Annotated in this window: 18 protein-coding genes and 1 pseudogene; 10 read left to right on the forward strand and 9 right to left on the reverse strand. The window is 63.6% G+C overall.

The window, feature by feature from the left end; all coding sequences use genetic code 11:
- Positions 1-19: 19 nt before the first annotated feature.
- The gene (locus tag NRG23_RS19680) at positions 20-982 is read left to right on the forward strand and encodes a GTP-binding protein (protein ID WP_257371807.1); all 963 of its coding nucleotides are present in this window, start codon (positions 20-22) and stop codon (positions 980-982) included.
- Positions 983-1,126: 144 nt separating this feature from the next.
- Here the strand turns inward: NRG23_RS19680 and NRG23_RS19685 are convergent, their stop codons facing one another.
- A complete protein-coding gene (locus NRG23_RS19685) occupies positions 1,127-1,522 on the reverse strand; it encodes a DUF3301 domain-containing protein (RefSeq protein WP_009051637.1) in 396 nt (131 codons plus the stop codon).
- Between the two features lie 116 nt (positions 1,523-1,638).
- Here NRG23_RS19685 and pdxY point away from each other — a divergent pair, with 116 nt between their 5' ends.
- Positions 1,639-2,511 carry a pyridoxal kinase PdxY gene (pdxY, locus tag NRG23_RS19690; protein ID WP_009051636.1) on the forward strand — a complete coding sequence of 291 codons (873 nt, stop codon included), beginning with the start codon at positions 1,639-1,641 and terminating at the stop codon, positions 2,509-2,511.
- A 62-nt stretch (positions 2,512-2,573) separates the two neighbouring features.
- On the opposite strand, the gene NRG23_RS19695 is transcribed toward pdxY, so the two are convergent.
- Positions 2,574-3,056 (reverse strand): acyl-CoA thioesterase, encoded by a 483-nt coding sequence (locus NRG23_RS19695; RefSeq protein WP_007927601.1) that lies wholly within the window; start codon positions 3,054-3,056, stop codon positions 2,574-2,576.
- A 266-nt stretch (positions 3,057-3,322) separates the two neighbouring features.
- Between NRG23_RS19695 and NRG23_RS19700 the strand changes: the two genes are divergently transcribed.
- Positions 3,323-5,086, forward strand: a complete 1,764-nt coding sequence (locus tag NRG23_RS19700; protein WP_041987981.1) for a cation:proton antiporter — start codon at positions 3,323-3,325, stop codon at positions 5,084-5,086.
- 152 nt (positions 5,087-5,238) lie between these two features.
- Here NRG23_RS19700 and NRG23_RS19705 read toward each other — a convergent pair whose 3' ends face one another.
- From NRG23_RS19705 to uvrD, 4 genes are all read right to left on the reverse strand, one after another.
- Positions 5,239-5,580 carry a hypothetical protein gene (locus NRG23_RS19705; protein WP_373922229.1) on the reverse strand — a complete coding sequence of 114 codons (342 nt, stop codon included), beginning with the start codon at positions 5,578-5,580 and terminating at the stop codon, positions 5,239-5,241.
- 56 nt (positions 5,581-5,636) lie between these two features.
- Positions 5,637-6,044, reverse strand: coding sequence for an SMI1/KNR4 family protein (locus NRG23_RS19710; RefSeq protein ID WP_007927598.1), 408 nt, complete (start codon positions 6,042-6,044; stop codon positions 5,637-5,639).
- Positions 6,045-6,182: 138 nt separating this feature from the next.
- The gene (locus NRG23_RS19715; protein ID WP_009051633.1) at positions 6,183-7,061 is read right to left on the reverse strand and encodes a Tim44 domain-containing protein; all 879 of its coding nucleotides are present in this window, start codon (positions 7,059-7,061) and stop codon (positions 6,183-6,185) included.
- 292 nt (positions 7,062-7,353) lie between these two features.
- The gene (uvrD, locus tag NRG23_RS19720; RefSeq protein WP_009041397.1) at positions 7,354-9,537 is read right to left on the reverse strand and encodes a DNA helicase II; all 2,184 of its coding nucleotides are present in this window, start codon (positions 9,535-9,537) and stop codon (positions 7,354-7,356) included.
- A 246-nt stretch (positions 9,538-9,783) separates the two neighbouring features.
- Between uvrD and NRG23_RS19725 the strand changes: the two genes are divergently transcribed.
- The 3 genes from NRG23_RS19725 to NRG23_RS19735 all read left to right on the forward strand — a co-directional run bounded on the left by NRG23_RS19725 (position 9,784) and on the right by NRG23_RS19735 (position 14,215).
- A complete protein-coding gene (locus NRG23_RS19725) occupies positions 9,784-12,648 on the forward strand; it encodes a bifunctional diguanylate cyclase/phosphodiesterase (protein ID WP_103330804.1) in 2,865 nt (954 codons plus the stop codon).
- Between the two features lie 247 nt (positions 12,649-12,895).
- Positions 12,896-13,762 (forward strand): transcriptional regulator HexR, encoded by an 867-nt coding sequence (gene hexR, locus NRG23_RS19730; RefSeq protein WP_007927594.1) that lies wholly within the window; start codon positions 12,896-12,898, stop codon positions 13,760-13,762.
- 240 nt (positions 13,763-14,002) lie between these two features.
- Entirely contained in the window at positions 14,003-14,215 is a 213-nt protein-coding gene (locus NRG23_RS19735) for a PA3496 family putative envelope integrity protein (RefSeq protein WP_007927592.1), read from the forward strand.
- Here NRG23_RS19735 and NRG23_RS19740 read toward each other — a convergent pair.
- Positions 14,157-15,119, reverse strand: coding sequence for a LysR family transcriptional regulator (locus NRG23_RS19740; protein WP_028683627.1), 963 nt, complete (start codon positions 15,117-15,119; stop codon positions 14,157-14,159). The genes NRG23_RS19735 and NRG23_RS19740 overlap by 59 nt on opposite strands.
- A gap of 190 nt (positions 15,120-15,309) precedes the next feature.
- Here NRG23_RS19740 and NRG23_RS19745 point away from each other — a divergent pair, with 190 nt between their 5' ends.
- From NRG23_RS19745 to NRG23_RS19760, 4 genes and pseudogenes are all read left to right on the forward strand, one after another.
- Positions 15,310-16,725 carry an acetyl-CoA carboxylase biotin carboxylase subunit gene (locus tag NRG23_RS19745; RefSeq protein ID WP_007927582.1) on the forward strand — a complete coding sequence of 472 codons (1,416 nt, stop codon included), beginning with the start codon at positions 15,310-15,312 and terminating at the stop codon, positions 16,723-16,725.
- 98 nt (positions 16,726-16,823) lie between these two features.
- Positions 16,824-18,632, forward strand: coding sequence for a sodium-extruding oxaloacetate decarboxylase subunit alpha (oadA, locus tag NRG23_RS19750; protein ID WP_009051629.1), 1,809 nt, complete (start codon positions 16,824-16,826; stop codon positions 18,630-18,632).
- Between the two features lie 304 nt (positions 18,633-18,936).
- Positions 18,937-20,211 carry a type II toxin-antitoxin system HipA family toxin gene (locus NRG23_RS19755; RefSeq protein ID WP_257371808.1) on the forward strand — a complete coding sequence of 425 codons (1,275 nt, stop codon included), beginning with the start codon at positions 18,937-18,939 and terminating at the stop codon, positions 20,209-20,211.
- Positions 20,208-20,471, forward strand: a pseudogene (locus NRG23_RS19760) (helix-turn-helix domain-containing protein); the annotation flags it as partial. The gene NRG23_RS19755 and the pseudogene NRG23_RS19760, both read left to right, overlap by 4 nt.
- A gap of 90 nt (positions 20,472-20,561) precedes the next feature.
- Here the strand turns inward: NRG23_RS19760 and NRG23_RS19765 are convergent.
- Positions 20,562-21,398, reverse strand: a complete 837-nt coding sequence (locus NRG23_RS19765) for an amino acid ABC transporter permease (protein ID WP_028683631.1) — start codon at positions 21,396-21,398, stop codon at positions 20,562-20,564.
- Positions 21,395-22,216: an ABC transporter substrate-binding protein gene (locus NRG23_RS19770; protein ID WP_028683632.1), complete on the reverse strand. Its 822-nt coding sequence runs from the start codon at positions 22,214-22,216 to the stop codon at positions 21,395-21,397. The genes NRG23_RS19765 and NRG23_RS19770 overlap by 4 nt, the downstream gene beginning before the upstream one ends.
- Positions 22,217-22,232: the final 16 nt, after the last annotated feature.

A 22,232-nucleotide genomic window follows, 5' to 3' on the forward strand; every position in this document is an offset into this window, starting at 1 on the left:
CTTTCCGAGCGCTCCACCCATGCTGCACAACATCCCCACCCACGTCATCGCCGGCCCCCTCGGCGCGGGCAAGACCAGCCTGATCCAGCACCTGTTGGCGCAGCGTCCGGCCCATGAGCGCTGGGCGGTGCTGATCAACGAGTTCGGCCAGATCGGCCTGGACGCGGCGCTGCTGACCCGGGACGAGGACGGTATCGCCCTGGGCGAGGTGGCCGGTGGCTGCCTGTGCTGTGTCAACGGCGCGCCGTTCCAGGTAGGCCTGGGGCGCCTGTTGCGCAAGGCCCGGCCCGATCGCCTGTTTATCGAACCTTCCGGCCTGGGGCACCCGGCGCAGCTGCTCCAGCAATTGCGCGAGGCGCCCTGGCAAACGGTCCTGGCCGTGCAGCCTTGCGTGCTGGTACTCGATGCCCAGGCATTGGCGGCCGGCAAGCCGCTGCCGCGGGCCCAACAGGAGGCGCTGCCCAGCGCTGGCCTGTTGCTGCTGAACAAGGAGGAGGGGCTCGACGCGGTGCAGCGTCAGGGCATTCTCGAGCAGTTGCCGGCCTGTCCGGTGTTCTGGAGCACCCGCGGGACCTTGCCACTGGACTGTTTGCCTGGCGCGGATGTTCAGGCGGGGGCGGCTGTAGAGGCCTTCGAAGTACCCAAGGGATTGGCGCAGTTGCCGGCGATCTGGACCGATCCGGCCCAACCCATCTGCCTGAGCCAGGCCCAGGAGGGCGGCTGGAGCATTGGTTGGCGCTGGCACCCGAGCCGGGTGTTCGATGTTCGGCATGTGGAGCAATGGCTGGCGAGCCTCGACTGGCGTCGGGCGAAGCTGGTGATCCAGGGTGCCAATGGCTGGGTGTCGGGCAACGCCCTGGATAACGCCGCGTTGCACTGGCAAGCCAGCGAATGGCGCCGCGATTCACGGATCGAGCTGATCTTCAGCGAGCCGCAAGACGTGGCCGTCCTGCAACAATCCCTGGCCAAGTGCTGCCAATAACCCAACGTGGTCCGATGCTTCTGTAGGAGCGAAGCTTGCTCGCGATAGCCGCGAAGCGGTGATTTATCCTGGTAAACCGCGTCATCGTTGACGTCTTTTTCGCGGGCAAGCCTCGCTCCTACAGGATTGCATAGGCGGTTGGCGCTACTTGCTACGCTCTTCACGCCACTGGCTCAGCTCGATCACCTCGGCGCTGCGTGTCGGCACGGGTGGAGGCGCGGGAGTTGCAATCGGGTAGGGCGCCAGCTCGATCTGCGCGCTGTGGGCGCCGAACTGGGTGATGGTCCCCGCATGGCGGGTTTCGCCGGTGACGGTGAATTCGAAGTTGTAGATCCGGGCCAGGCGCCGGCGGCCACTGGCGTCCCTGACGAAACCGATGCGTTTCAACGCCACGTTGCCGTCCAGCAGCTCGATATCGAGCCGCGCGCAATGCTGCTTGACCCTCTCCAGCGCCCGCTCGCGCAGGCCGTGGTTGTGCCATAGCCAGGCGGCGCCGGTCGCCAGCAGCATCAGCACGAAAATGTTTCCAAGGGTCAGCATGAGGTGCGCTCCAACGAAGTCGCACCAGCTTAACTGCGTCTTCGGTCTGTCGTACAGGTTGCGTTTAGTCGCATACTGCGCGGCTCGAATTTCAATCGTTTTACGGAATGACCCGAATGAAACGTACGCCTCATCTGCTCGCGATCCAGTCCCATGTGGTCTTTGGCCATGCCGGCAACAGCGCCGCGGTGTTTCCCATGCAGCGGGTCGGGGTGAATGTCTGGCCGCTCAATACCGTGCAGTTCTCCAACCACACGCAATACGGCCAGTGGGCCGGCGAAGTGCTGTCGCCGCATCAGATTCCGGAGCTGGTGGAAGGCATTGCCGCCATCGGCGAGCTGGGCAACTGTGATGCGGTGCTGTCCGGCTACCTGGGCAGCGCGGCGCAGGGGCGGGCGATCCTCGGTGGCGTGGCGCGGATCAAGGCGACCAACCCCAAGGCCCTGTACCTGTGCGACCCGGTGATGGGCCACCCGGAAAAGGGCTGCAGCGTGCCGCAGGAGGTCAGCGACTTCCTCTTGGAAGAAGCAGCGGCCGTGGCGGACTTCCTCTGCCCCAACCAGCTGGAATTGGACAGCTTCGCCGGGCGCAAGCCGCAGTCGCTGTTCGACTGCCTGGCCATGGCCCGGGCGCTGCTGGCTCGTGGGCCGAAAGCGGTGCTGGTCAAGCACCTGGATTACCCGGGCAAGTTGCCGGACGGCTTCGAGATGCTGCTGGTGACCGCCGAAGGCAGCTGGCACCTGCGTCGTCCGCTGCTGGCATTCCCGCGTCAGCCGGTGGGCGTAGGCGACCTGACTTCGGGCCTGTTCCTGGCCCGGGTGCTGCTGGGCGACAGCCTGGTGGCGGCGTTCGAGTTCACCGCCGCGGCGGTGCATGAAGTGCTGCTGGAAACCCAGGCTTGCGCCAGTTACGAGTTGCAGCTGGTACGGGCCCAGGACCGGATCACCCATCCACGGGTGCGGTTCGAGGCGGTGCCGATCGAGCTGTAACGGGTTGCGTGGGGCTTATCACGAACAGGCTCGCTCGGTAGCGGCGAGCCTGTCTTGGACCATCAGGCGTCGGCCTTGATTTCCTGATAGCGCTTTTCCAGCTCCTGGCGGATCTGCCGGCGTTGCTGGGCCTGCATGAAGCGGCGCTTGTCTTCGCTGGTTTGTGGTTGCAGGGGCGGTACGGCGGCGGGTTTGCGCTGGTCGTCCACGGCCACCATGGTGAAGAAGCAGCTGTTGGTGTGGCGCACCGAGCGCTCGCGGATGTTCTCGGTGACTACCTTGATACCGACTTCCATCGAGGTGTTGCCGGTGTAGTTGACCGAGGCCAGGAAGGTCACCAGTTCGCCGACGTGGATCGGCTCGCGGAAGATCACCTGGTCCACCGACAGGGTCACCACATAACGGCCGGCATAACGGCTGGCGCAGGCGTAGGCGACTTCATCGAGGTACTTGAGCAGGGTGCCGCCGTGGACATTGCCTGAGAAGTTGGCCATGTCAGGGGTCATCAATACCGTCATCGACAGCTGGGCGTTTCCGGGTTCCATAGCACACTCACGGGTTAAGGCAGGGGTTGCGGGGCGCACCTCTGCGGGTGCTTAGGTCAGCGTTTCAAACCATCGATAACGGGACGCTGCGCCGGCGGCCGCCGTCACGCGGCGATCTATCTGTTTCCATATATTGCACCGCCTTTCTGGCACAAGTCGCAATGTTAACCTTCAAAAGCCCGTCCCAAGGGCTTTTCCCGCTGGCCGGCAGGTTGCGTAACAAGCCGCGTCGCACGCAACAAAACGACCCCAAGGAGCCCCACGCCATGCATGCCATCAGCTTTATTCAGGACCTGGCAGTGATCATGCTGGTCGCAGGCGTGGTGACCATTCTCTTCCACCGGCTCAAGCAGCCGGTGGTCCTCGGCTATATCGTCGCCGGCTTCATCATCGGCCCGCACACCCCGCCGTTCGGCCTGATCCACGACGAAGACACGATCAAGACCCTGGCCGAGCTGGGGGTGATTTTCCTGATGTTCTGCCTGGGCCTGGAGTTCAGCCTGCGCAAGCTGTTCAAGGTCGGCGCCACGGCCTTTATCGCGGCGTTCATGGAAATCGTACTGATGATCTGGATCGGCTACGAAATCGGCCGCTGGTTCGACTGGAACACCATGGACTCGCTGTTCCTCGGCGCGATCCTGGCGATTTCCTCGACCACCATCATCGTCAAGGCGCTCAACGACCTGAAGATGAAGAACCAGCGCTTCGCCCAGCTGATCTTCGGCGTGCTGATCGTCGAGGACATCCTCGGCATCGGCATTATCGCCTTGCTCTCGAGCATCGCGGTCAGCGGCACCGTCAGCTCCGGAGAAGTGTTCTCCACCGTCGGCAAGCTCTCGCTGTTCATGATCGTCGCCCTGGTGATCGGCATCCTGCTGGTGCCACGGCTGTTGGCTTACGTTGCCAAGTTCGAAAGCAACGAGATGCTGCTGATCACCGTGCTGGGGCTATGTTTCGGCTTCTGCCTGCTGGTGGTCAAGCTGGAGTACAGCATGGTGCTCGGTGCCTTCCTGATCGGCGCGATCATGGCCGAGTCGCGGCAATTGCTGAAGATCGAGCGCCTGATCGAACCGGTTCGCGACATGTTCAGCGCCATTTTCTTCGTCGCCATCGGCCTGATGATTGACCCGCAGATCCTCCTGCAATACGCCTGGCCGATCGCGGTGATCACCGTTGCGGTGGTGCTGGGCAAGATGTTGTCCTGCGGCCTGGGTGCCTTTATCGCCGGCAACGATGGCCGCACCTCGTTGCGGGTTGGCATGGGCCTGTCGCAGATCGGCGAGTTCTCCTTCATCATCGCGGCGCTGGGCATGACCCTGCAGGTCACCAGTGACTTTCTCTACCCGGTGGCGGTCGCCGTGTCGGCCATTACCACCTTGCTCACGCCTTACCTGATCCGCGCCGCCGACCCGCTGTCGCTGAAGCTCGCCGCCGTGATGCCGACCCGCCTGAGCCGGGTGCTGGGCCTGTACGGCGAATGGCTGCGCAGCATCCAGCCGCACGGCGAGGGTGCGCTGCTGGCGTCGATGATCCGGAGGATCCTGTTGCAGGTCGGGGTCAACCTGGCGCTGGTGGTGGCGATCTTCTTCTCCGGCGGTTATTTCGCTGCGCGCATTGGCGAATACCTGCAGGACTGGATCGGCGATCCGAGCTGGCAGAAGGCGCTGATCTGGGGTGGGGCGCTGCTGCTGTCGCTGCCGTTCCTGATCGCTGCCTATCGCAAGCTCAAGGCCCTGTCGATGCTGCTGGCGGAGATGGGCGTGAAGCCGGAAATGGCCGGGCGCCACACCCAGCGCGTGCGCCGGGTGATCGCCGAGGTGATTCCGGTGCTGTCGTTGCTGGTGATCTTCCTGCTATTGGCGGCGCTGTCTTCGAGTATCCTGCCGACCACCGAGCTGCTGGTGCTGATCGCGGTGGTGACGGCGGCGGTGGCCGCGCTGCTGTGGCGCTGGTTCATCCGTGTGCACACCCGCATGCAGGTGGCGCTGCTGGATACCCTGGATAACCACAAGGAAGACAACGGGCACTAATTGCCGGGTGATGCACAACTCAAGGGCTGGTCGCGCCAGTATTGCCAGGCTTCGAGCCAGCCCTGGTCGTGGGTGACTCCGGGCAGGCTGACGGACTGCACACACACACACACACACACGGCTTTCGTCCCCAGCGCCTGTCGATAGGTGGGTTAGAGGCTGGCAGGCACGCTGCGGTCGGCCTGGCCGAGCAAATGCCGTTGCGCTACCCGTGCCAGCTTGGGTGCCTGGTCCAGCGGCTCGAGGGAGCCGTGCAACGGGCTCAGCCCCAGCGCATTGGCCCATAGCCGAGGGCTCAGGTTGCCGGCCAGGGTTTGCACCTGGGCAGTGTCGTCTCGCCGCGCGGCCAGCAACAGGGCCAGTGCCGCGCCACCGGAATAGCCGATCAACTCGAAATCCTGATTGCCATAACGCTGCTTGAGGCGGTCCAGGGCCTGGTCGAGGCTAATGCGGCGATCGACCCGCTGGGGCGACCGCTTGTGAACGTCACACAACGAGCGGCAGTCGATCCATGCGCCTGCGCCCGCGGGGCGAAACCGCGCAAGGCCGATCAGCTTTCCAGCCAGACGTCCCGCGCCCAGTGCCATACCGACTCCCAGGACTCTTCGGTGATCAGCTCTTCTTCGCCGGACCAGAGCACCACGGTGCCGTCTTCCTCGACGCAGTAGTAGTCGTCACCGTCCTGGCAGATCGGGATCAGCTCGCGCGGTACGCCCATGTCCCAGGCAGTGGCGGCCACTTCCGGCAGGTAGGTGTGGGATTGCGGGTCGGTCACGGTGACCGGCTCCAGGCTGCCGTAGACGACATCGCTCACGGTCAACAGGAACTCTTTGAAGACGAAGGGGATATTGATGAACAGCTGTTCTTCGATTTCCACCAGCAGGTCTTCATCCGGCAGTTCCAGGGGAACGGGTACCGGTTCGTTTGCTTCACGGAGTTGCTCGATGACTTCTTCCACGGCCTGGGTCCTCTTAGCTCTATGGCGCGGTTTAATAGACGGCGGTTTATACAGTAGCTCGCTATAAGTGCAATCGTGAAATGCAAAACCCCGACCTGGGCCGGGGTTTTGCGATTAGCGATGTGACGCTGGAGAGGATCAGCCGTTCTGGCGGATACCTGCAACCAGCCAAGGCTGGTTTTCGCCCTGGGCGCGCTCCATGTTCCAGCTTTCGCTGAACACTTCGCCCTGGTCGAAACGCGAGCTCTTCGACACGCCGGTGAAGGTCAGGGTCGCGATGGTCTTGTCGGCGCGGTCGTCGACGCCTTCAAGCTGCACATTGAGGTTGTCGATGTAGGTCGACTGGAAGCCGTCGCCCAGATCGGCACGTTCCTGCTTCAGGAACTGCAGCATCTGCGGGGTCACGAACTCGGCGATCTTGTCCATTTCGTTGGCGTCCCAGTGTTGCTGCAGGGACTGGAAGTGGTTGCGCGCGGCTTCGACGAAACGCTCTTCGTTGAACCAGGCCGGGGCGTTGATCACCGGACGGGCCGCGGCGGCAGGTGCAGCCGAACCGCCGAAGATCGAACCGGAGGCCGGTTTTGGCTCGAAGGCTTCACGCTGCATCGGCGCGTGGCCGGCTGGAGCGTACTGCTCCTGCTGCTTGCGACGACGGGCGGCGATGAAGCGGAAGACCAGGAAGGCGATGACCGCCATGATCAGGATGTCGAAGATCTGCATGCCCTGGAAGCCGTCGCCCATGAACATGGAGGCCAGCAGGCCGCCTGCGGCGATACCGGCCAATGGGCCGAGCCAGCGCGAAGCACCGCCGGCTTTGGCGGCAGCACCCGCGGCACCGGCAGCCCCTGCGGTCGCGGCGGCAGGACCCATACCGGAAGAGGACGGAGCCATTTGGCTGGTCTGGTGGGTCGGCGCAGCGCCGGCGCTTTTGCCGCCACCAAAGCGCTTGGCGTTGGCGTCGAGGCTCATCGTCAGGCCGATGCACAACGCCATGGCGATGCTAAGAAAACGTTTCATAAAGGGAATTCCCATTTGTGGATGGCACGCGCGCCATGTTGCACAGGTGAAGTGTCACTGGCTAGCGGCAGAGTGTTTCGGGCTTTTGCCTGACAGCCGCGGTTCAGCTTCGGTCGAGGCAAGTGGGCCCTGTACAGGTTTGTCCGTTGGGCGGATGCGATGGTTCAGTGGCAAAACATCCCGGCGCCAGCAGTCTCACTGCCGGCGCCGGTCGGGCCGATTGCGCCCCATGTCGCGGGTCGCTTCTCGTTCAGAAGCATCGCCCTTGCATGGCGAAGTCGGAGTCGAGGCTTCAGATGGCTTCGAGCTTGGCGTAGCCGAGCATCAGCCACTTGCTGCCTTCGCTGAAGTTCACCTGGACTCGGGCCTGGGCGCCGGCGCCTTCGAAGTTGAGGATCACGCCGTCGCCGAATACCGAGTGGCGTACCGCCTGTCCGAGGCTGAGGCCGGTGTCCGGGATCTCGCTGCCACCGAACAGGCTGCTGGTGCTCTGCGACTGGCCACCGCCGAACGGACGGCTGACGCTGTTGGACAGGCGCACTTCCTGGATCAGCCCCTTCGGAACTTCCCGTACGAAACGCGACACCTTGTTGTAGGTCTCGCTGCCGTACAGGCGTCGGGTTTCGGCGTAGGTCATCACCAGGTTCTGCATCGCCCGGGTGATGCCGACGTAGGCCAGGCGGCGTTCTTCTTCAAGGCGGCCGGGTTCTTCCAGGCTCATCTTGTGCGGGAACAGGCCTTCTTCCATGCCCACCAGGAACACGTAAGGGAATTCCAGGCCCTTGGCGCTGTGCAGGGTCATCAGCTGGATGCTGTCTTCGTGCTCGTCGGCCTGGGTGTCGCCGGCTTCCAGCGAAGCGTGGCCAAGGAAGGCCGCCAGCGGCGTCAGTTCCTGGTCTTCTTCGGTGTGCTCGAAGTTGCGCGCGGCGCTGACCAGTTCCTCGAGGTTTTCTACCCGGGCCTGGCCTTTCTCGCCTTTTTCCGCTTCGTGGTAGGCGATCAAACCGGACTGCTCGATGACGGTCTGGGTCATCAGGTGCAACGGCATCTCGGCGGTCACGGTCGCCAGGTGTTCGATCAGTTCCATGAAGGCGCCCAGGGCGCCGGCGGCGCGTCCGGTCACACCTTTATTGGCCACCAGCTGGCGCATCGCTTCCCACATCGACACATGGCTGTGGCGCGCATGTTCGCGAATCGCTTCGACGGTCTTTTCGCCAATGCCGCGGGTCGGCACGTTGATCACCCGCTCCAGGGCCGCGTCGTTGCCGCGACCTTCGAGCAGGCGCATGTAGGCCATGGCGTTCTTGATTTCGGCGCGTTCGAAGAAGCGCTGGCCGCCGTAGATGCGATACGGAATGCGCTCGCGCAGCAGCGCTTCTTCCAGCACCCGCGACTGGGCGTTGGAGCGATAGAGGATGGCGATATCGCTGCGGGCCAGGCCGGTTTTCAGGGCGCTTTCGATGGTTTCCACCACGTAGCGCGCTTCGTCGTGTTCGTTGAAGGCGGCGTACAGGTTGATCGCTTCGCCTTCGCCGCCGTCGGTCCACAGCTCCTTGCCCAGGCGCCCGGTGTTATTGGCGATCAGGGCGTTGGCGGCCTTGAGGATGCCGGCGGTGGAGCGGTAGTTCTGCTCCAGGCGGATCACTTCGGTGTCCGGGAAGTCTTCGGAGTACTGGTGGATGTTCTCGATCTTCGCGCCGCGCCAGCCGTAGATCGACTGGTCGTCGTCGCCCACCACCATCAGGCTGTCGCCGCCTTTGGCCAAGAGGCGCAACCAGGCGTACTGCACGGCGTTGGTGTCCTGGAACTCGTCCACCAGCACATGGCGGAAACGCTTCTGGTAGTGCGCCAGCAGGCCCGGGTGGTCGCGCCACAGGTCCAGGGCGCGCAGCAGCAGCTCGGAGAAGTCGATGACCCCGGCGCGCTGGCAGGCGGCCTCGTAGGCTTCGTAGATGCCGCGCATGGTGGCCAGGAACAGGTCGCCGCTGGCTTGAATGTGTTGCGGACGCAGGCCTTCGTCCTTCTGCCCGTTGATGAACCACTGGGCCTGCCGGGCCGGCCAGCGCTGCTCGTCCAGGCCGAGGTCGCGGATCACCCGCTTGACCAGGCGTTGCTGGTCGTCGCTGTCGAGGATCTGGAAGGTCTGGCTCAGGCCGGCCTCTTGCCAGTGCGCCCGCAGCAGGCGGTGCGCCAGGCCGTGGAAGGTGCCGACCCACATGCCGGCCGGGTTGATCCCCATCAACTGCTCGATGCGCTGGCGCATCTCGGCAGCGGCCTTGTTGGTGAAGGTCACCGACAGGATGGAGTGGGGCGAGGCGTTCTCGACCTGGATCAACCAGGCGATACGGTGCACCAGCACTCGGGTTTTACCGGAGCCAGCACCGGCCAGGACCAACTGACGACCCAAGGAGGCAGCTACGGCCTGGCGTTGGGCATCGTTGAGGGAGTTCAGCAGAAGGGAGAGATCATCGCGCATCGGGGCATTCTAGGGGGCTGGCGCACACCGGGCAAACCAAGCTTTGGTTTAGCCGATAAAAGAACGCTGGGGACGACCGGTCGGTCACGGGCTGCAGCCGTTGGCCGGGCTTGGCCGGAGGAATTTCAGCGGGATCGGCGCTCGAGCCGATTTGCCGATTTTATGATTTCAGGCAGTTTGGTCCGGGCGGTTGCTTGTGTATGCTCCGGCGACGTTTCGGGCTCAATCATTATAAGAACACTGCCTATGACACTCAGCACTGGCCCGTCCGGACCCTTCGTGGAGCCTCGGGTTGTTCGCAAGCAATACGCCATGGAGATGGCGGTAGAGCGCACGCGCCTGCTTTATCAGGGCTCCCTGTTGCCCACTCTGTTCATGCTGCTCAACGGCCTGGTCTGCGCCTGGCTGCTGTGGACCCCCGAGCGTTATTGGCTGGTCAGCGTGTGGATGGTCTGGCTGCTGGCCCTGGTCGCCCTGCGGGTGATCCAGGTGGCGGCGTTCGACTCGGCGATTCCCAGTCGCCAGGCGCAACCGGTCTGGCGCCGCATGTTCCTGCTCGGCTCAGCCGTCAGCGGCCTGACCCTGGCCTGCGCTGGCATCGCCCTGATGCCCACCGACAATTTCCTGCAACAGGCCTGGGTCTTCGGCCTGATCGGCGCGGCGATCCTCTCGGCCAGCGTGGCCTATGCGGTCAGCCTGCCGGCCTTCCTGTCCTTTACCTTGCCCTGTTTGCTACCGGCGATCGGCTACCTGTTCTGGGGCGGCGACGAACAGCAGCGTGGCTGGGGCTGGCTGGGCTTGATCCTGCTGGTGTCACTGAGCGTGGTGGCCTGGCAGGTCAACCGTCTGATCCAGATGGGCTTGCTGCGGCGTTTCCAGAACCAGGCCCTGATCGAACACCTGCAACAGGCGCAGAGCCGCAGCGAGCAGCTCAACAGTGAGCTGCTGCGGGAAGTCGAGCAGCGCCGCCGCGCCGAAGAAGAGTTGCGCGAAGCCCAGGTCGGCCTGGAAAGCCGGGTGGCCCAGCGCAGCCTTGAGCTGGACGCGGCCAACCAGGCCCTGAGCAAGAGCGAGGCGCGCCTGGCCCTGGCCCTGAAGGCCAGTCAGCTGGGGCTGTGGGACTGGAATCTGCAGACCGACGAGGTCCATCACAGCCATATCAAGGAGCTGTTCGGCCTGGAGCCGGAGTTCGTGCGGGCGATGCTCAGCCACCTCAAGCCGCTGCTGCACCCCGAAGACCTGCCGCTGCTCAAGCGCGCGCTGGTCGAGCACCTGAAGGGGCGCACCGAGGATTACCTGGTGGAATACCGCGTGCGCCACGGCGATGGCCACTGGGTCTGGATCGAGGACCGTGGGCGCGCTGTGGAGCGCGGCCCCGGTGGCCGGGTGCTGCGCATGGTCGGCACCCGGCGCGATATCAGCGCCAGCAAGCAGCAGGAAGAGCAGCGACGCCTGTCGGCGATGGTGTTCGAGGCGGCCAGCGAAGGCATCGTGATCCTCGACCCGGATTACGTGCTGCTGGCGATCAACCAGGCGTTCAGCCGGGTCACCGGTTACCAGATCGAGGACATGCTCGGACGCAATGTGGTCGACCTGCCGTGCAGCCGCGACGCACGCCGGCACTATCCGGTGATTCATCAGGCCCTTGAGCAGCACGGCAGCTGGCAGGGCGAACTGGTGGAGGCGCGCAAGAACGGCGAGCTGTACCCGCAGTGGCTGCAGTTGAATGTGGTGCGCGATACGCGGGGAAATATCAGTCATATTGTGGGCTTCTTCGCCGATCTGTCGGCGCGGCGCGAATCCGAAGAGCGCATGCGCTACCTGACCCATTACGACGAACTCACCGGCCTGGCCAACCGTTCGCTGTTCCGCGAACGCTTGCGCGAAGCCCATCAACGGATGCGCCAGGGCGGCCGCAGCCTGGCTCTGGTGCATATCAACCTGGACCGTTTCAAGCTGCTCAACGACAGCCTGGGCCACGACGTCGCCGACCAACTGTTGCAGAAAATGGCGCGGCGACTGGTCAATGCGCTGCCGGAAGCCGACACCATTGCTCGGTTGTCCGGCGATGAGTTCGCGGTGCTGTTCGACGCCTATGGCAGCCTGTCGAGCCTGACCCGGGTGGCCACCCGCCTGTCGGCGAAGCTGCGTTTGCCGATCACCGTGGAAGGCCACGAGCTGGTGGTCAGCGCCTCCATGGGCATCAGCATGCTGCCCGACAGCGCGCGGGAAATTCCGGCGTTGATCAGCCAGGCGAACATCGCCATGCAACACGCCAAGCACCTGGGCGGCAACAACTTCCAGTTCTACACCGCCAGCCTGCAAGCCAGCACCCTGGAGCGCCTGCAATTGGAGAACCAGCTGCGCAAGGCGGTCGAGGAACGCCAGCTGAAGGTGTTCTACCAGCCGAAACTGTGCCTCGCCACCGGCCGCCTGAATGCCGCCGAGGCCCTGGTGCGCTGGGACCATCCCGATCTGGGGCGGGTGCCGCCGGGGGACTTTATCGGCCTCGCGGAAGAGATCGGGCTGATCGGCCCGATCGGCGAATTCGTGTTGCGCCAGGCCTGCTGGCAAGCTTGCGAGTGGCAGCGCCAGGGGCTGCCGGCGATCCGGGTATCGGTGAACCTGTCGGTGCATCAGCTGCGCCAGGGCAAGCTGGTCAGCCTGGTGCGCAGCGTGCTGGAAGAGACCGGGCTGGCGCCGCATTTCCTTGAGCTGGAGCTGACCGAAAGCCACCTGCTCGACAGCGTCGAACACATCGTTTCGACCTTCCAGCAATTGCGTGACCTGGGGGTGAAGCTGGCCATCGACGACTTCGGCACCGGTTATTCCTCGCTGAGTTACCTCAAGCGGATTCCGGTGGACTACGTGAAGATCGACCAGGCGTTCATCCGCGGCCTGAGCGAAGGCGGTGCCGACGCGGCGATCACCCGGGCGATCATCGCCATGGCCCACGGGCTGTCGCTGAAGGTGGTGGCCGAAGGGGTGGAACATCCAGGGCAGCTGGCGTTTCTCAAGGAGCAGAAATGCGATGAGGTGCAGGGCTACCTGATCAGCCGGCCGGTGGAAGCCGAGGGCCTGGCGGCGCTATTGAGGGCCGAGACCTTGTAGCAATCGCAAGGGAGCAAGAGGTTTTCAGGAATATCCGAGATTCGGCTTTCACCGAAGCAGCGGTGGCGATACAGCCCAGTGTGAGCGTGGGCTGCGCCAGCAGCTACAAAGAGCACGCGAGGCTGAAACAGTGGGGTGCAAAGGTGATTCAGTTACGCATTGAGCAGGCAAAAAGCGAATTCATGTAGTATAACTACAAAATTGCTACATCCTTGGGCGTCTGCCCCATAACAACGAGTCCAGCCCTTTGAATCTGTTGCAGCACATCGCCCAATCACGCCATCTCTTGCGCAAGTCGGAGCTCAAGGTCGCCGATCATGTGCTGCTCGACCCTGCGGCTGTGATGCACAGTTCCATGGCCGATCTGGCCCACAGCGTGGGTATCAGCGAGCCAACCATCGTGCGCTTCTGCCGGGCCATCGGCTGCTCGGGTTTCCAGGACCTGAAGCTCAAGCTGGCCCAGAGCCTGGCCGCCGGGGCGAGCTTCGGCCAGTTCGCGATTCATGAAGACGACTCGGTCGCCGACTACAGCCTGAAGATCTTCGACACCACCCTGCACACCCTGATGGAGGTTCGCGAGAAGCTCGATCCGGTGGAGTTGCAGCGGGCGGTGACCCTCATGTCCCAGGCCCAGCGCGTGGAGTTCTACGGCTTCGGCGCTTCCGGCGCGGTGGCGGCGGATGCCCAGCACAAGTTCTTCCGTTTGCTGCTGACCGCGGCGGCCTATTCCGACCCGCATATGCAGGCAATGTCGGCGGTGACCCTCAAGCCCACTGACGTGGCGATCTGCATTTCCCAGTCCGGGCGTTCCAAGGACCTGCTGATCACTGCCAACCTGGTGCGTGAAAGCGGCGCCTCGCTGATCACCCTGTGCCCGAGCCAGACCCCGCTGGCCGAGCTGTCGACCGTGAACCTGGCGATCGACGTGCACGAAGACACCGAGATCTACACCCCGCTGACCTCGCGTATCGCCCACCTGGTGGTGATCGACGTGCTGGCGATGGGCGTGGCCATGGCTCGCGGCCCGAGCCTGGTCAACCACCTCAAGAGCGTCAAGCGCAGCCTTCGCAGCCTGCGCCTGTCGCCCAAGTCGGTCAAAGCGCTTGACGATTGAACGCTGCACCTCATCGTCGGGCGTCCTCCTGTAGGAGCGAGCTTGCTCGCGAACAATCATCAACAATGATGCGGTGTCACGGGATGAACCGCCGCTTCGCGGCTATCGCGAGCAAGCTCGCTCCTACAAGGGAATCGGGCGTCATACGGCAGCTTTCATCGTCCTGTCATGGAGCCGCCGCCAAACCGTAACGCCTGACGTCCATCGTGAAGCTCCCGTACTCGCATTGGGAGACTCGAAATGGCCCGGCCTTACGAAGAGAGCAGCAGCGCAGTCAAAACCCGTCGTCAGCAGGAAGACCAGCGCCGCATGGAATTTCGCCGCGCGATCGAACATCGCTGTGAGCTGCGCCGTCTGCAGCAGGAAATCAACGACTACCCCGAGCTGGACGCCGTCAATTACTGGCAGGCAGCCTCGGCAGCTTCCCGTCAAAACGTTCAACAAGCCCGCTGATCTGCACCCGTTCGCTGCGGATAAACCCCAGGAACGCATGCGCTACCGGTGACAGGCGTTTAGCCTTGGCCTGCACCAGGCACCAGCTGCGATACAACGGCAGCTCTTCGACCGGCAACTCGACGAGTCCCCCGGTCGCCAACTCAAGGTTCAGGGCGTGGCGCGTCAACAGCGCCACGCCCAGACCCGCCAGCACACACTCGCGCTGCGCCTCGGCCGACGACACTTCCAGGGTCTGGGTGAAGTGCACGCGCTTTTCCTTGAAATACTCCTCGCAGGCCAGGCGCGTGCCCGAACCCTGTTCGCGCACCAGCAGGTTGTAGGGCTCCAGGTCCTGCAGGCGCAGCGGCCCCAGGTGGCACAGCGGGTGGTCGGGCGGCGCCACGGCGACGATCGGGTTGTTGAGGAACGGCAGGAATTCCAGGCCCATGTCCTGCGGGACCATCGACATGATCACCAGGTCGTCGCGGTTGTCCGAGAGGCGGCGGATCACCTGGCCCCGGTTGACCACCGTCAGTTGCAGGTTGACCTCCGGGTGCTGGCGCTTGAAGGCGGCGAACAGGTGCGGCACGAAGTACTTGGCGCTGGATTCCACCGCCAGCTTCAGCTGGCCCTGCAAGGAGCCCTGCATGTCCGACAGCTGCATGTCGAGGTTCTCCAGGCGTCCGAAGATGTCGCGGCTGGCCCGCTGCAGCGCCTCGGCGGCCTCGGTCATGTAGAGCTTCTTGCCCACGTAATCGAACAGGGGCTGGCCGATCAGCTCTTCCAGCTGGCGAATCTGCAGGCTGACGGCGGGCTGGGTGAGAGACATTTCGTCGGCCGCCCGGCTGTAGGAGCGCAGATCGCAGACCTCATTGAAAATCTGCAATTGGCGTAATGTCATACGCATCAAGGACTTACGCATTATCTAAGGTCTCGCGCCGAGGGCTGTCGGATCAACTATAAGTCTTTGCTTATGAGCGACCCAATAATTATTGATTTTTGTTAATTCATCGACAGGAATAGTGTGGGCCTGCGACTGGCTTGAAACATTTGGTCACGCGCCGACCCGGTCTAGCGGGTCGTCTGTTCCAACGGCTCAAGGGTACCTCCAAGTGATAAAAAAGATCCTGATCGCCAACCGTGGTGAGATTGCCGTACGAATCGTGCGTGCCTGCGCCGAGATGGGCATTCGCTCGGTCGCGATCTTCTCCGACGCCGATCGCCATGCCCTGCATGTGAAGCGCGCGGATGAAGCCCACAGCATCGGTGCCGAACCCCTGGCCGGCTACCTGAACCCGCGCAAGCTGGTGAACCTGGCAGTGGAAACCGGCTGCGACGCACTGCACCCCGGCTACGGCTTCCTTTCGGAAAACGCCGAACTGGCGGACATCTGCGCCGAACGTGGAATCAAATTCATAGGTCCATCGGCTGAAGTGATTCGCCGCATGGGCGACAAGACCGAAGCCCGCCGCAGCATGATCAAGGCTGGCGTGCCGGTTACCCCGGGCACCGAAGGCAACGTCGCCGATATCCACGAAGCCCTGAGCGAAGGCGACCGCATCGGTTACCCGGTGATGCTCAAGGCTACGTCCGGCGGTGGCGGCCGCGGCATTCGTCGCTGCAACAGCCGGGACGAACTGGAACAGGCCTTCCCACGGGTGATTTCCGAGGCGACCAAGGCGTTCGGCTCCGCCGAAGTGTTCCTGGAAAAGTGCATCGTCAATCCCAAGCACATCGAGGCGCAGATCCTCGGCGACAGCTTCGGCAACGTGGTGCACCTGTTCGAGCGCGACTGCTCGATCCAGCGCCGCAACCAGAAGCTGATCGAGATCGCCCCGAGCCCGCAACTGACCCCGGAACAGCGTGCCTACATCGGCGACCTGTCAGTGCGCGCGGCCAAGGCGGTGGGCTACGAGAACGCCGGTACCGTGGAGTTCCTGCTCGCCGATGGCGAGGTGTACTTCATGGAGATGAACACCCGGGTGCAGGTGGAACACACCATCACCGAGGAAATCACCGGCATCGACATCGTTCGCGAGCAGATCCGCATCGCGTCCGGCCTGCCGCTTTCGGTGAAGCAGGAAGACATCCATCACCGTGGTTTCGCCCTGCAGTTCCGGATCAACGCCGAAGACCCGAAGAACAACTTCCTGCCGAGCTTCGGCAAGATCACCCGTTACTACGCGCCCGGCGGCCCTGGCGTGCGTACCGACACGGCGATCTACACCGGCTACACCATTCCGCCGTTCTACGACTCCATGTGCCTGAAGCTGGTGGTCTGGGCCCTGACCTGGGAAGAGGCGATGGACCGTGGCTTGCGCGCCCTGGACGACATGCGTCTGCAAGGGGTCAAGACCACCGCCGCGTATTACCAGGAAATCCTGCGTAACCCGGAATTCCGTAGCGGCCAGTTCAACACCAGCTTCGTCGAAAGCCACCCTGAACTGACCAACTACTCGATCAAGCGCAAACCCGAAGAGCTGGCCCTGGCCATCGCCGCCGCCATCGCCGCCCACGCAGGCCTTTGAATGCAGCGGCAAGCTGTGAGCGGCAAGCTGCAAGTAGAAGCAGATCAGCTTTTTCTTGCGGCTTGTAGCTTGAAGCTTGTCGCTATGAGGAGATAAGAATGTCCAAGAAGATCTTTGTTACTGACACCATCCTGCGCGACGCCCACCAATCGCTGCTGGCGACCCGCATGCGCACCGAAGACATGCTGCCGATCTGCGACAAGCTCGACAAAGTCGGCTACTGGTCGCTGGAAGTCTGGGGCGGCGCGACCTTCGACGCCTGCGTGCGCTTCCTCAAGGAAGACCCGTGGGAGCGCCTGCGCAAACTGCGCGCCGCGTTGCCCAACACCCGCCTGCAAATGCTCCTGCGCGGGCAGAACCTGCTGGGCTACCGCCATTACAGCGACGACGTGGTCAAGGCCTTCGTTGCCAAGGCGGCGGTCAACGGCATCGACGTGTTCCGCATCTTCGACGCGATGAACGACGTGCGTAACCTGCGAGTGGCCATCGAAGCGGTGAAAGCCGCCGGCAAGCACGCCCAGGGCACCATCGCCTACACCACCAGCCCGGTGCACACCATCGAGGCGTTCGTGGCCCAGGCCAAGCAGATGGAATCCATGGGTTGCGACTCGGTGGCGATCAAGGACATGGCCGGCCTGCTGACCCCTTACGCCACCGGCGAGCTGGTCAAGGCGCTGAAGGCCGAGCAGTCGCTGCCGGTGTTTGTCCACTCCCATGACACGGCCGGCCTGGCCGCGATGTGTCAGCTCAAGGCCATCGAGAACGGCGCCGACCACATCGACACCGCAATCTCCAGCTTCGCCTGGGGCACCAGCCACCCGGGCACCGAGTCGATGGTCGCCGCCCTCAAAGGCAGCGAATTCGACACCGGCCTGGACCTGGAACTGTTGCAGGAAATCGGCCTGTACTTCTACGCCGTGCGCAAGAAGTACCACCAGTTCGAAAGCGAGTTCACCGCGGTCGATACCCGGGTGCAGGTCAACCAGGTGCCGGGCGGGATGATTTCCAACCTGGCCAACCAGCTCAAGGAGCAGGGCGCCCTGAACCGCATGAACGAAGTGCTGGCGGAGATCCCGCGGGTACGTCACGACCTCGGCTACCCGCCGCTGGTGACCCCGACTTCGCAGATCGTCGGCACCCAGGCGTTCTTCAACGTGCTGGCCGGCGAGCGTTACAAGACCATCACCAACGAGGTGAAGCTGTACCTGCAAGGCGGCTACGGCAAGGCGCCGGGCGCGGTGGACGAGAAGCTGCGGCGCCAGGCCATCGGCAGCATCGATGCGATCGACGTGCGCCCGGCCGACCTGCTGAAGCCGGAAATGACCAAGCTGCGCAATGACATCGGCGCCCTGGCCAAATCCGAAGAAGACGTGCTGACCTACGCCATGTTCCCGGACATCGGGCGCAAGTTCCTCGAAGAACGCGAAGCCGGCACCCTGACGCCGGAAGTGCTGCTGCCGATTCCGGAAGCGGGCGGCGTGAGCTCGGCTGGCGGCGAAGGCGTACCGACCGAGTTCGTCATCGACGTGCACGGCGAGACCTACCGCGTCGACATCACCGGTGTCGGGGTGAAGGCCGAAGGCAAGCGCCACTTCTACCTGTCCATCGACGGCATGCCGGAAGAAGTGGTGTTCGAGCCGCTCAACGAATTCGTCGGCAGCGGCAGCAGCAAGCGCAAGCAGGCCAGCGCGCCGGGCCACGTCAGCACCACCATGCCGGGCAACATCGTCGATGTGCTGGTCAAGGAAGGTGACACCGTCAAGGCCGGCCAGGCCGTGTTGATCACCGAAGCCATGAAGATGGAAACCGAAGTCCAGGCGGCCATCGCCGGCAAGGTCACCGCCATCCACGTGGCCAAGGGCGACCGGGTCAACCCGGGCGAAATCCTGATCGAGATCGAAGGCTGAGTTCAGGTCTTCATCTGCAACGTTTTACCTCGGGGGGGCTACGGCCTCCCTTTTTTTGCCTGTTGCCGGGCGCTGGCGGAACAGTCCGGCGTGCCGCCGCAAGCCGCCTGAGGGGGCATTTTCAGCCTTTGGGAGGATGTTAGTTAAGTGCAATTTAATACACTTATTTCATCCTGAAATTAATCTATCTGCATTAGAATGCATGCAGTTTCCATACGGCTCATTGAAAGTGCATCAAATTGCAGGTGATACAGTGCTTCGGCTGACGTTGCAGCTCTACCGCGCAGGGGCATGGAGCGACGCCATGACCCTGACCTTCGACAGGCCTGAACAGGGCTTCGCCAGCCCCTGCAGTTTTGGTTATGTGCAGCAGTACCTGGTGGATAACCTGGAGGCTGTTGGCAGTCCGCTGGCCAGGTCGGTCAGCGCGCAGATTCCCTTGGGCTGGGAGCCTTGGCGCGAAGACCGGGCCCCGGCCTTTCTCTATGACCTTGCCCCGACAGCGGCGGCCGGGCGCTTCCTGCTGCGCCAGATTGGCCACGAGCGGCCGGACGGCATGGGCGTCGAACTGTTCCTGTTGGCCCGCTCCACGGCGGCGCCCCTCGGCAACCTGCGGATCAAGGAGTCGCTGACGGGGTTGCGCCGGCGTCCGGCGCTGGGATTTTCCCGGGACCAGGTGATCGCCCTCGATAACCGCTTTCTCGAGTACGCCCATGAGCAGGGCGTGGCTTTCGGCGGTACCGCGAGCATCGGTGACCAGGCCCCCAGGCTGTTGCTGACACAGAACCCTGAGGGCCTGCTGTACCCCGACGCACTGCTCGACGATGTCTCGGCGGCGCGCCACTGGTGGGTGAAGTTCCCGCGTAACCCGGCCACGCAGAATGCCGGCGACATCCTCAGGAGCGAGTTCCACTATTACCGGGCGCTGCAGCAACTGGGCATCGATACGCTGCCGGCCGAGGGTCTGGCCCTGGAAGAGGGGCCCAGGCCCAGCCTCTGGATGCAGCGCTTTGACCGCCGGGTGACGCAGGCGGGTGTCGAGCGCCTGGCGGTGGAGTCGATCTATTCCCTGGCGGGGCTGGTGGGCCATGGCCAGGCAATGCGGCACACCGAGGTGCTGGGGATTCTTGCCGAACTATGGCGGTCCACGGGCCAGGAGTCATTGATCCCCGAGCTGGTGGCGGATTACCTGCGCCGGGACCTGCTCAACAAGATCCTCGGCAATTCGTCCAACCATGGACACAACATCTCGATCATCCGCACCGAAGCTGCGGTGCAACTGGCGCCAATCTACGATCTGGCCCCCATGGTCATGGACGACGAGGGCATTACTCGGACCATCAAATGGCCCGGGCGCATGGAAGTGGCGGGCGACGTGGACTGGCGCCTGGTGTGCGCGAGCCTGAAGCCGCTGATCGACCCTGAAGCCGCCCTGGTGCGCCTGCGGGAGGACGCCGAACAACTGCGGGCCCTGCCGGACCTGTTGAGCGCCAGTGGCTTGCCCGACGCCACCCTGAATCACCCGCGCATTCACTTGCGCCACTTGGACCGACGCCTGCAGGAGTGGGGACTGCGATGACTACAACCCTGGAAGAGCGCGGCGCGCTGATCGACAACATCCAGCAGGAGCTGGCTGCCGGCCGTTTGCCGCTGGGCGATGCGGTCAGGCGCCTGCGCACCGAAGTCACGGGGCTGCACCAGAGCCAGTTCGCCAGGATGTGCCGGCTTTCCCTGCGCACCCTGATCCACATTGAACACGGTGACGGCAATCCGACCCTCAAGTCGCTGAACGCGGTGTTCAAGCCCTTCGGTTTGCAGATGGGGGTGGTGAATGTGCAGAAAGCCAGTCGCGCCCGCTCGCTGCTCAATGATCTGGAGCGCCTGGAAAAGGGCCCGGGCATACCCGGGCCCTCGGCGCTCAACTGAGCTTCAACCACGTTGGGCGTAAGCCTTGCCGTAATGCCTTTCCATCCGCGCCTGGATCAGTTCCAGGCCGATCGACAACAGCCAGTAGATGATCGCCGCGGTGCTGAGCATTTCGATGTAGCGGTAGCTGGAGCGGCCATAGGACTGAGCCAGGAACATCACTTCCCAGACGCCCATCACCGAGATCAGCGACGAGTCCTTGAGCATCGAGATGAACTGGTTGGTGGCCGGCGGAATGATGGTGCGCATGGCTTGCGGCAGGGTCACGCGCCAGAAGATCACGCTGTCGCGCATGCCCAGCGCCAGGGAGGCTTCGCGCTGGCCGTGGGGCACGCCGAGGATGCCGGCGCGGAAGATCTCGCTGAGGTAGGCGCCGTAGTTCAGCGACAGGGCGATGATCCCCGCGGCGATGGCGCCCGGCACCACGCCCAGTTGCGGCAGGCCGAGATAGATCAGCAGGATCTGGATCAGCAGCGGTGTGCCGCGAAAGAACGAGGCGTAGAAGCTGGCGATGCCAAAGGCCACGGCGCTTTTCGACAGCCGGGCGAGGGCGGTGACGAAGCCCAGCAGCGACGACAGCGCGATCGAGCAGAGGCAGAGGAACAGGGTCAGCGCCGCGCCTTGCAGAAAGCCGTTGGGGGCCAGGGTCACCCCGAGCAGGTTGGGCAGTTTGTCGAGGATGATCGAGAACTTCAGGTCGAAGCTCAGGAAAAAACTGGCGAACAGGCCGAACAGCACCGCCCAGGTCAGGTACAGGCGGGTGCGGAAACCGAAGAGGCGTTTGAGCGGCGGCTCGGCCAGCGTTTGTGGTGGCCGAGGTGGTTGGGAAAAAGAAGTCATTGGCTGATGTCGGCGCCGATCCATTTCTGCGAGAGCTTGCTCAGGGTGCCGTCCTGCTTCAGCTGGGCGAACACTTCACGGACTTTGGCATGCCACTGGGCGTCGCCTTTCTCGATGGCCACCGAGTTGGGCTCGGCGTACAGCGGCTCGCCGGCGAGCTTGAAGCGCGGGTCCTGGGCCAGACGCGGCTGGGCGGTCACCAGGTTGGTGAGGATCGCGTCCAGGCGCACGCCAGCGCCCAGGCCGAGGTCCTGGAAGGCCACATTGTCGGTGTCGTAGGGGGCGATCTGCACATTGTCGAACGGGTACTGCAACCGGGTGTCCTCGGCGCCTTCGATCACCAGGTTCTTGTTCAGGTAGCTCTCGTAGCTGGAAGCGCTGGTCAGGCCGACCTTCTTGTCGCTCAGGTCCTTGGCGCCGTGGATACGATCGTCCTTGGCGTTGACCACGATCACCGCGGGCGAGGCGTAGTACTGCACCGGGAAGTCGAAGACTTCGGCGCGGGCCTTGCTCGGGGTCATGGAGCAGATGCAGATGTCGTAGCGACCGCTCCAGCGGCCGGCGGCGATCACGTCCCAGGACGGTGTTTCCAGGCGCAGCTTCACTCCCAATCGGTCAGCCACGGCTTTGGCCACGTCGACGTCGAAGCCGTCGAGCTGGTTCTGATCGTTGAGGAAGGAGAACGGCGGGTAACTTTCCATCAGCACGCCCACCAACTCTTTTTTCTGTTCGATACGGTCCAGGGTAGCGCCGGCAAAGGCCTGGCTGGAGGCAGCGAGAATCGTCAGGCCGAGGGCCAGCAGCGGTTTGAAATTCATGGAAGTCCCGAGCAGA

The organism is Pseudomonas sp. T8 (assembly GCF_024610635.1).
GTDB lineage: Bacteria > Pseudomonadota > Gammaproteobacteria > Pseudomonadales > Pseudomonadaceae > Aquipseudomonas > Aquipseudomonas chlororaphis_I.

What these genes read in the sequence shown, in the direction of transcription:
- NRG23_RS19765 (WP_028683631.1), bottom strand. Translation starts at nt 21,398, where the DNA reads ATGACTTCTTTTTCCCAACCACCTCGGCCACCACAAACGCTGGCCGAG.
- oadA (WP_009051629.1), top strand. Translation starts at nt 16,824, where the DNA reads ATGTCCAAGAAGATCTTTGTTACTGACACCATCCTGCGCGACGCCCAC.
- NRG23_RS19740 (WP_028683627.1), bottom strand. Translation starts at nt 15,119, where the DNA reads ATGCGTAAGTCCTTGATGCGTATGACATTACGCCAATTGCAGATTTTC.
- NRG23_RS19755 (WP_257371808.1), top strand. Translation starts at nt 18,937, where the DNA reads ATGACCCTGACCTTCGACAGGCCTGAACAGGGCTTCGCCAGCCCCTGC.
- NRG23_RS19695 (WP_007927601.1), bottom strand. Translation starts at nt 3,056, where the DNA reads ATGGAACCCGGAAACGCCCAGCTGTCGATGACGGTATTGATGACCCCT.
- NRG23_RS19735 (WP_007927592.1), top strand. Translation starts at nt 14,003, where the DNA reads ATGGCCCGGCCTTACGAAGAGAGCAGCAGCGCAGTCAAAACCCGTCGT.
- NRG23_RS19700 (WP_041987981.1), top strand. Translation starts at nt 3,323, where the DNA reads ATGCATGCCATCAGCTTTATTCAGGACCTGGCAGTGATCATGCTGGTC.
- NRG23_RS19685 (WP_009051637.1), bottom strand. Translation starts at nt 1,522, where the DNA reads ATGCTGACCCTTGGAAACATTTTCGTGCTGATGCTGCTGGCGACCGGC.
- NRG23_RS19680 (WP_257371807.1), top strand. Translation starts at nt 20, where the DNA reads ATGCTGCACAACATCCCCACCCACGTCATCGCCGGCCCCCTCGGCGCG.
- NRG23_RS19770 (WP_028683632.1), bottom strand. Translation starts at nt 22,216, where the DNA reads ATGAATTTCAAACCGCTGCTGGCCCTCGGCCTGACGATTCTCGCTGCC.
- NRG23_RS19725 (WP_103330804.1), top strand. Translation starts at nt 9,784, where the DNA reads ATGACACTCAGCACTGGCCCGTCCGGACCCTTCGTGGAGCCTCGGGTT.
- uvrD (WP_009041397.1), bottom strand. Translation starts at nt 9,537, where the DNA reads ATGCGCGATGATCTCTCCCTTCTGCTGAACTCCCTCAACGATGCCCAA.
- NRG23_RS19715 (WP_009051633.1), bottom strand. Translation starts at nt 7,061, where the DNA reads ATGAAACGTTTTCTTAGCATCGCCATGGCGTTGTGCATCGGCCTGACG.
- pdxY (WP_009051636.1), top strand. Translation starts at nt 1,639, where the DNA reads ATGAAACGTACGCCTCATCTGCTCGCGATCCAGTCCCATGTGGTCTTT.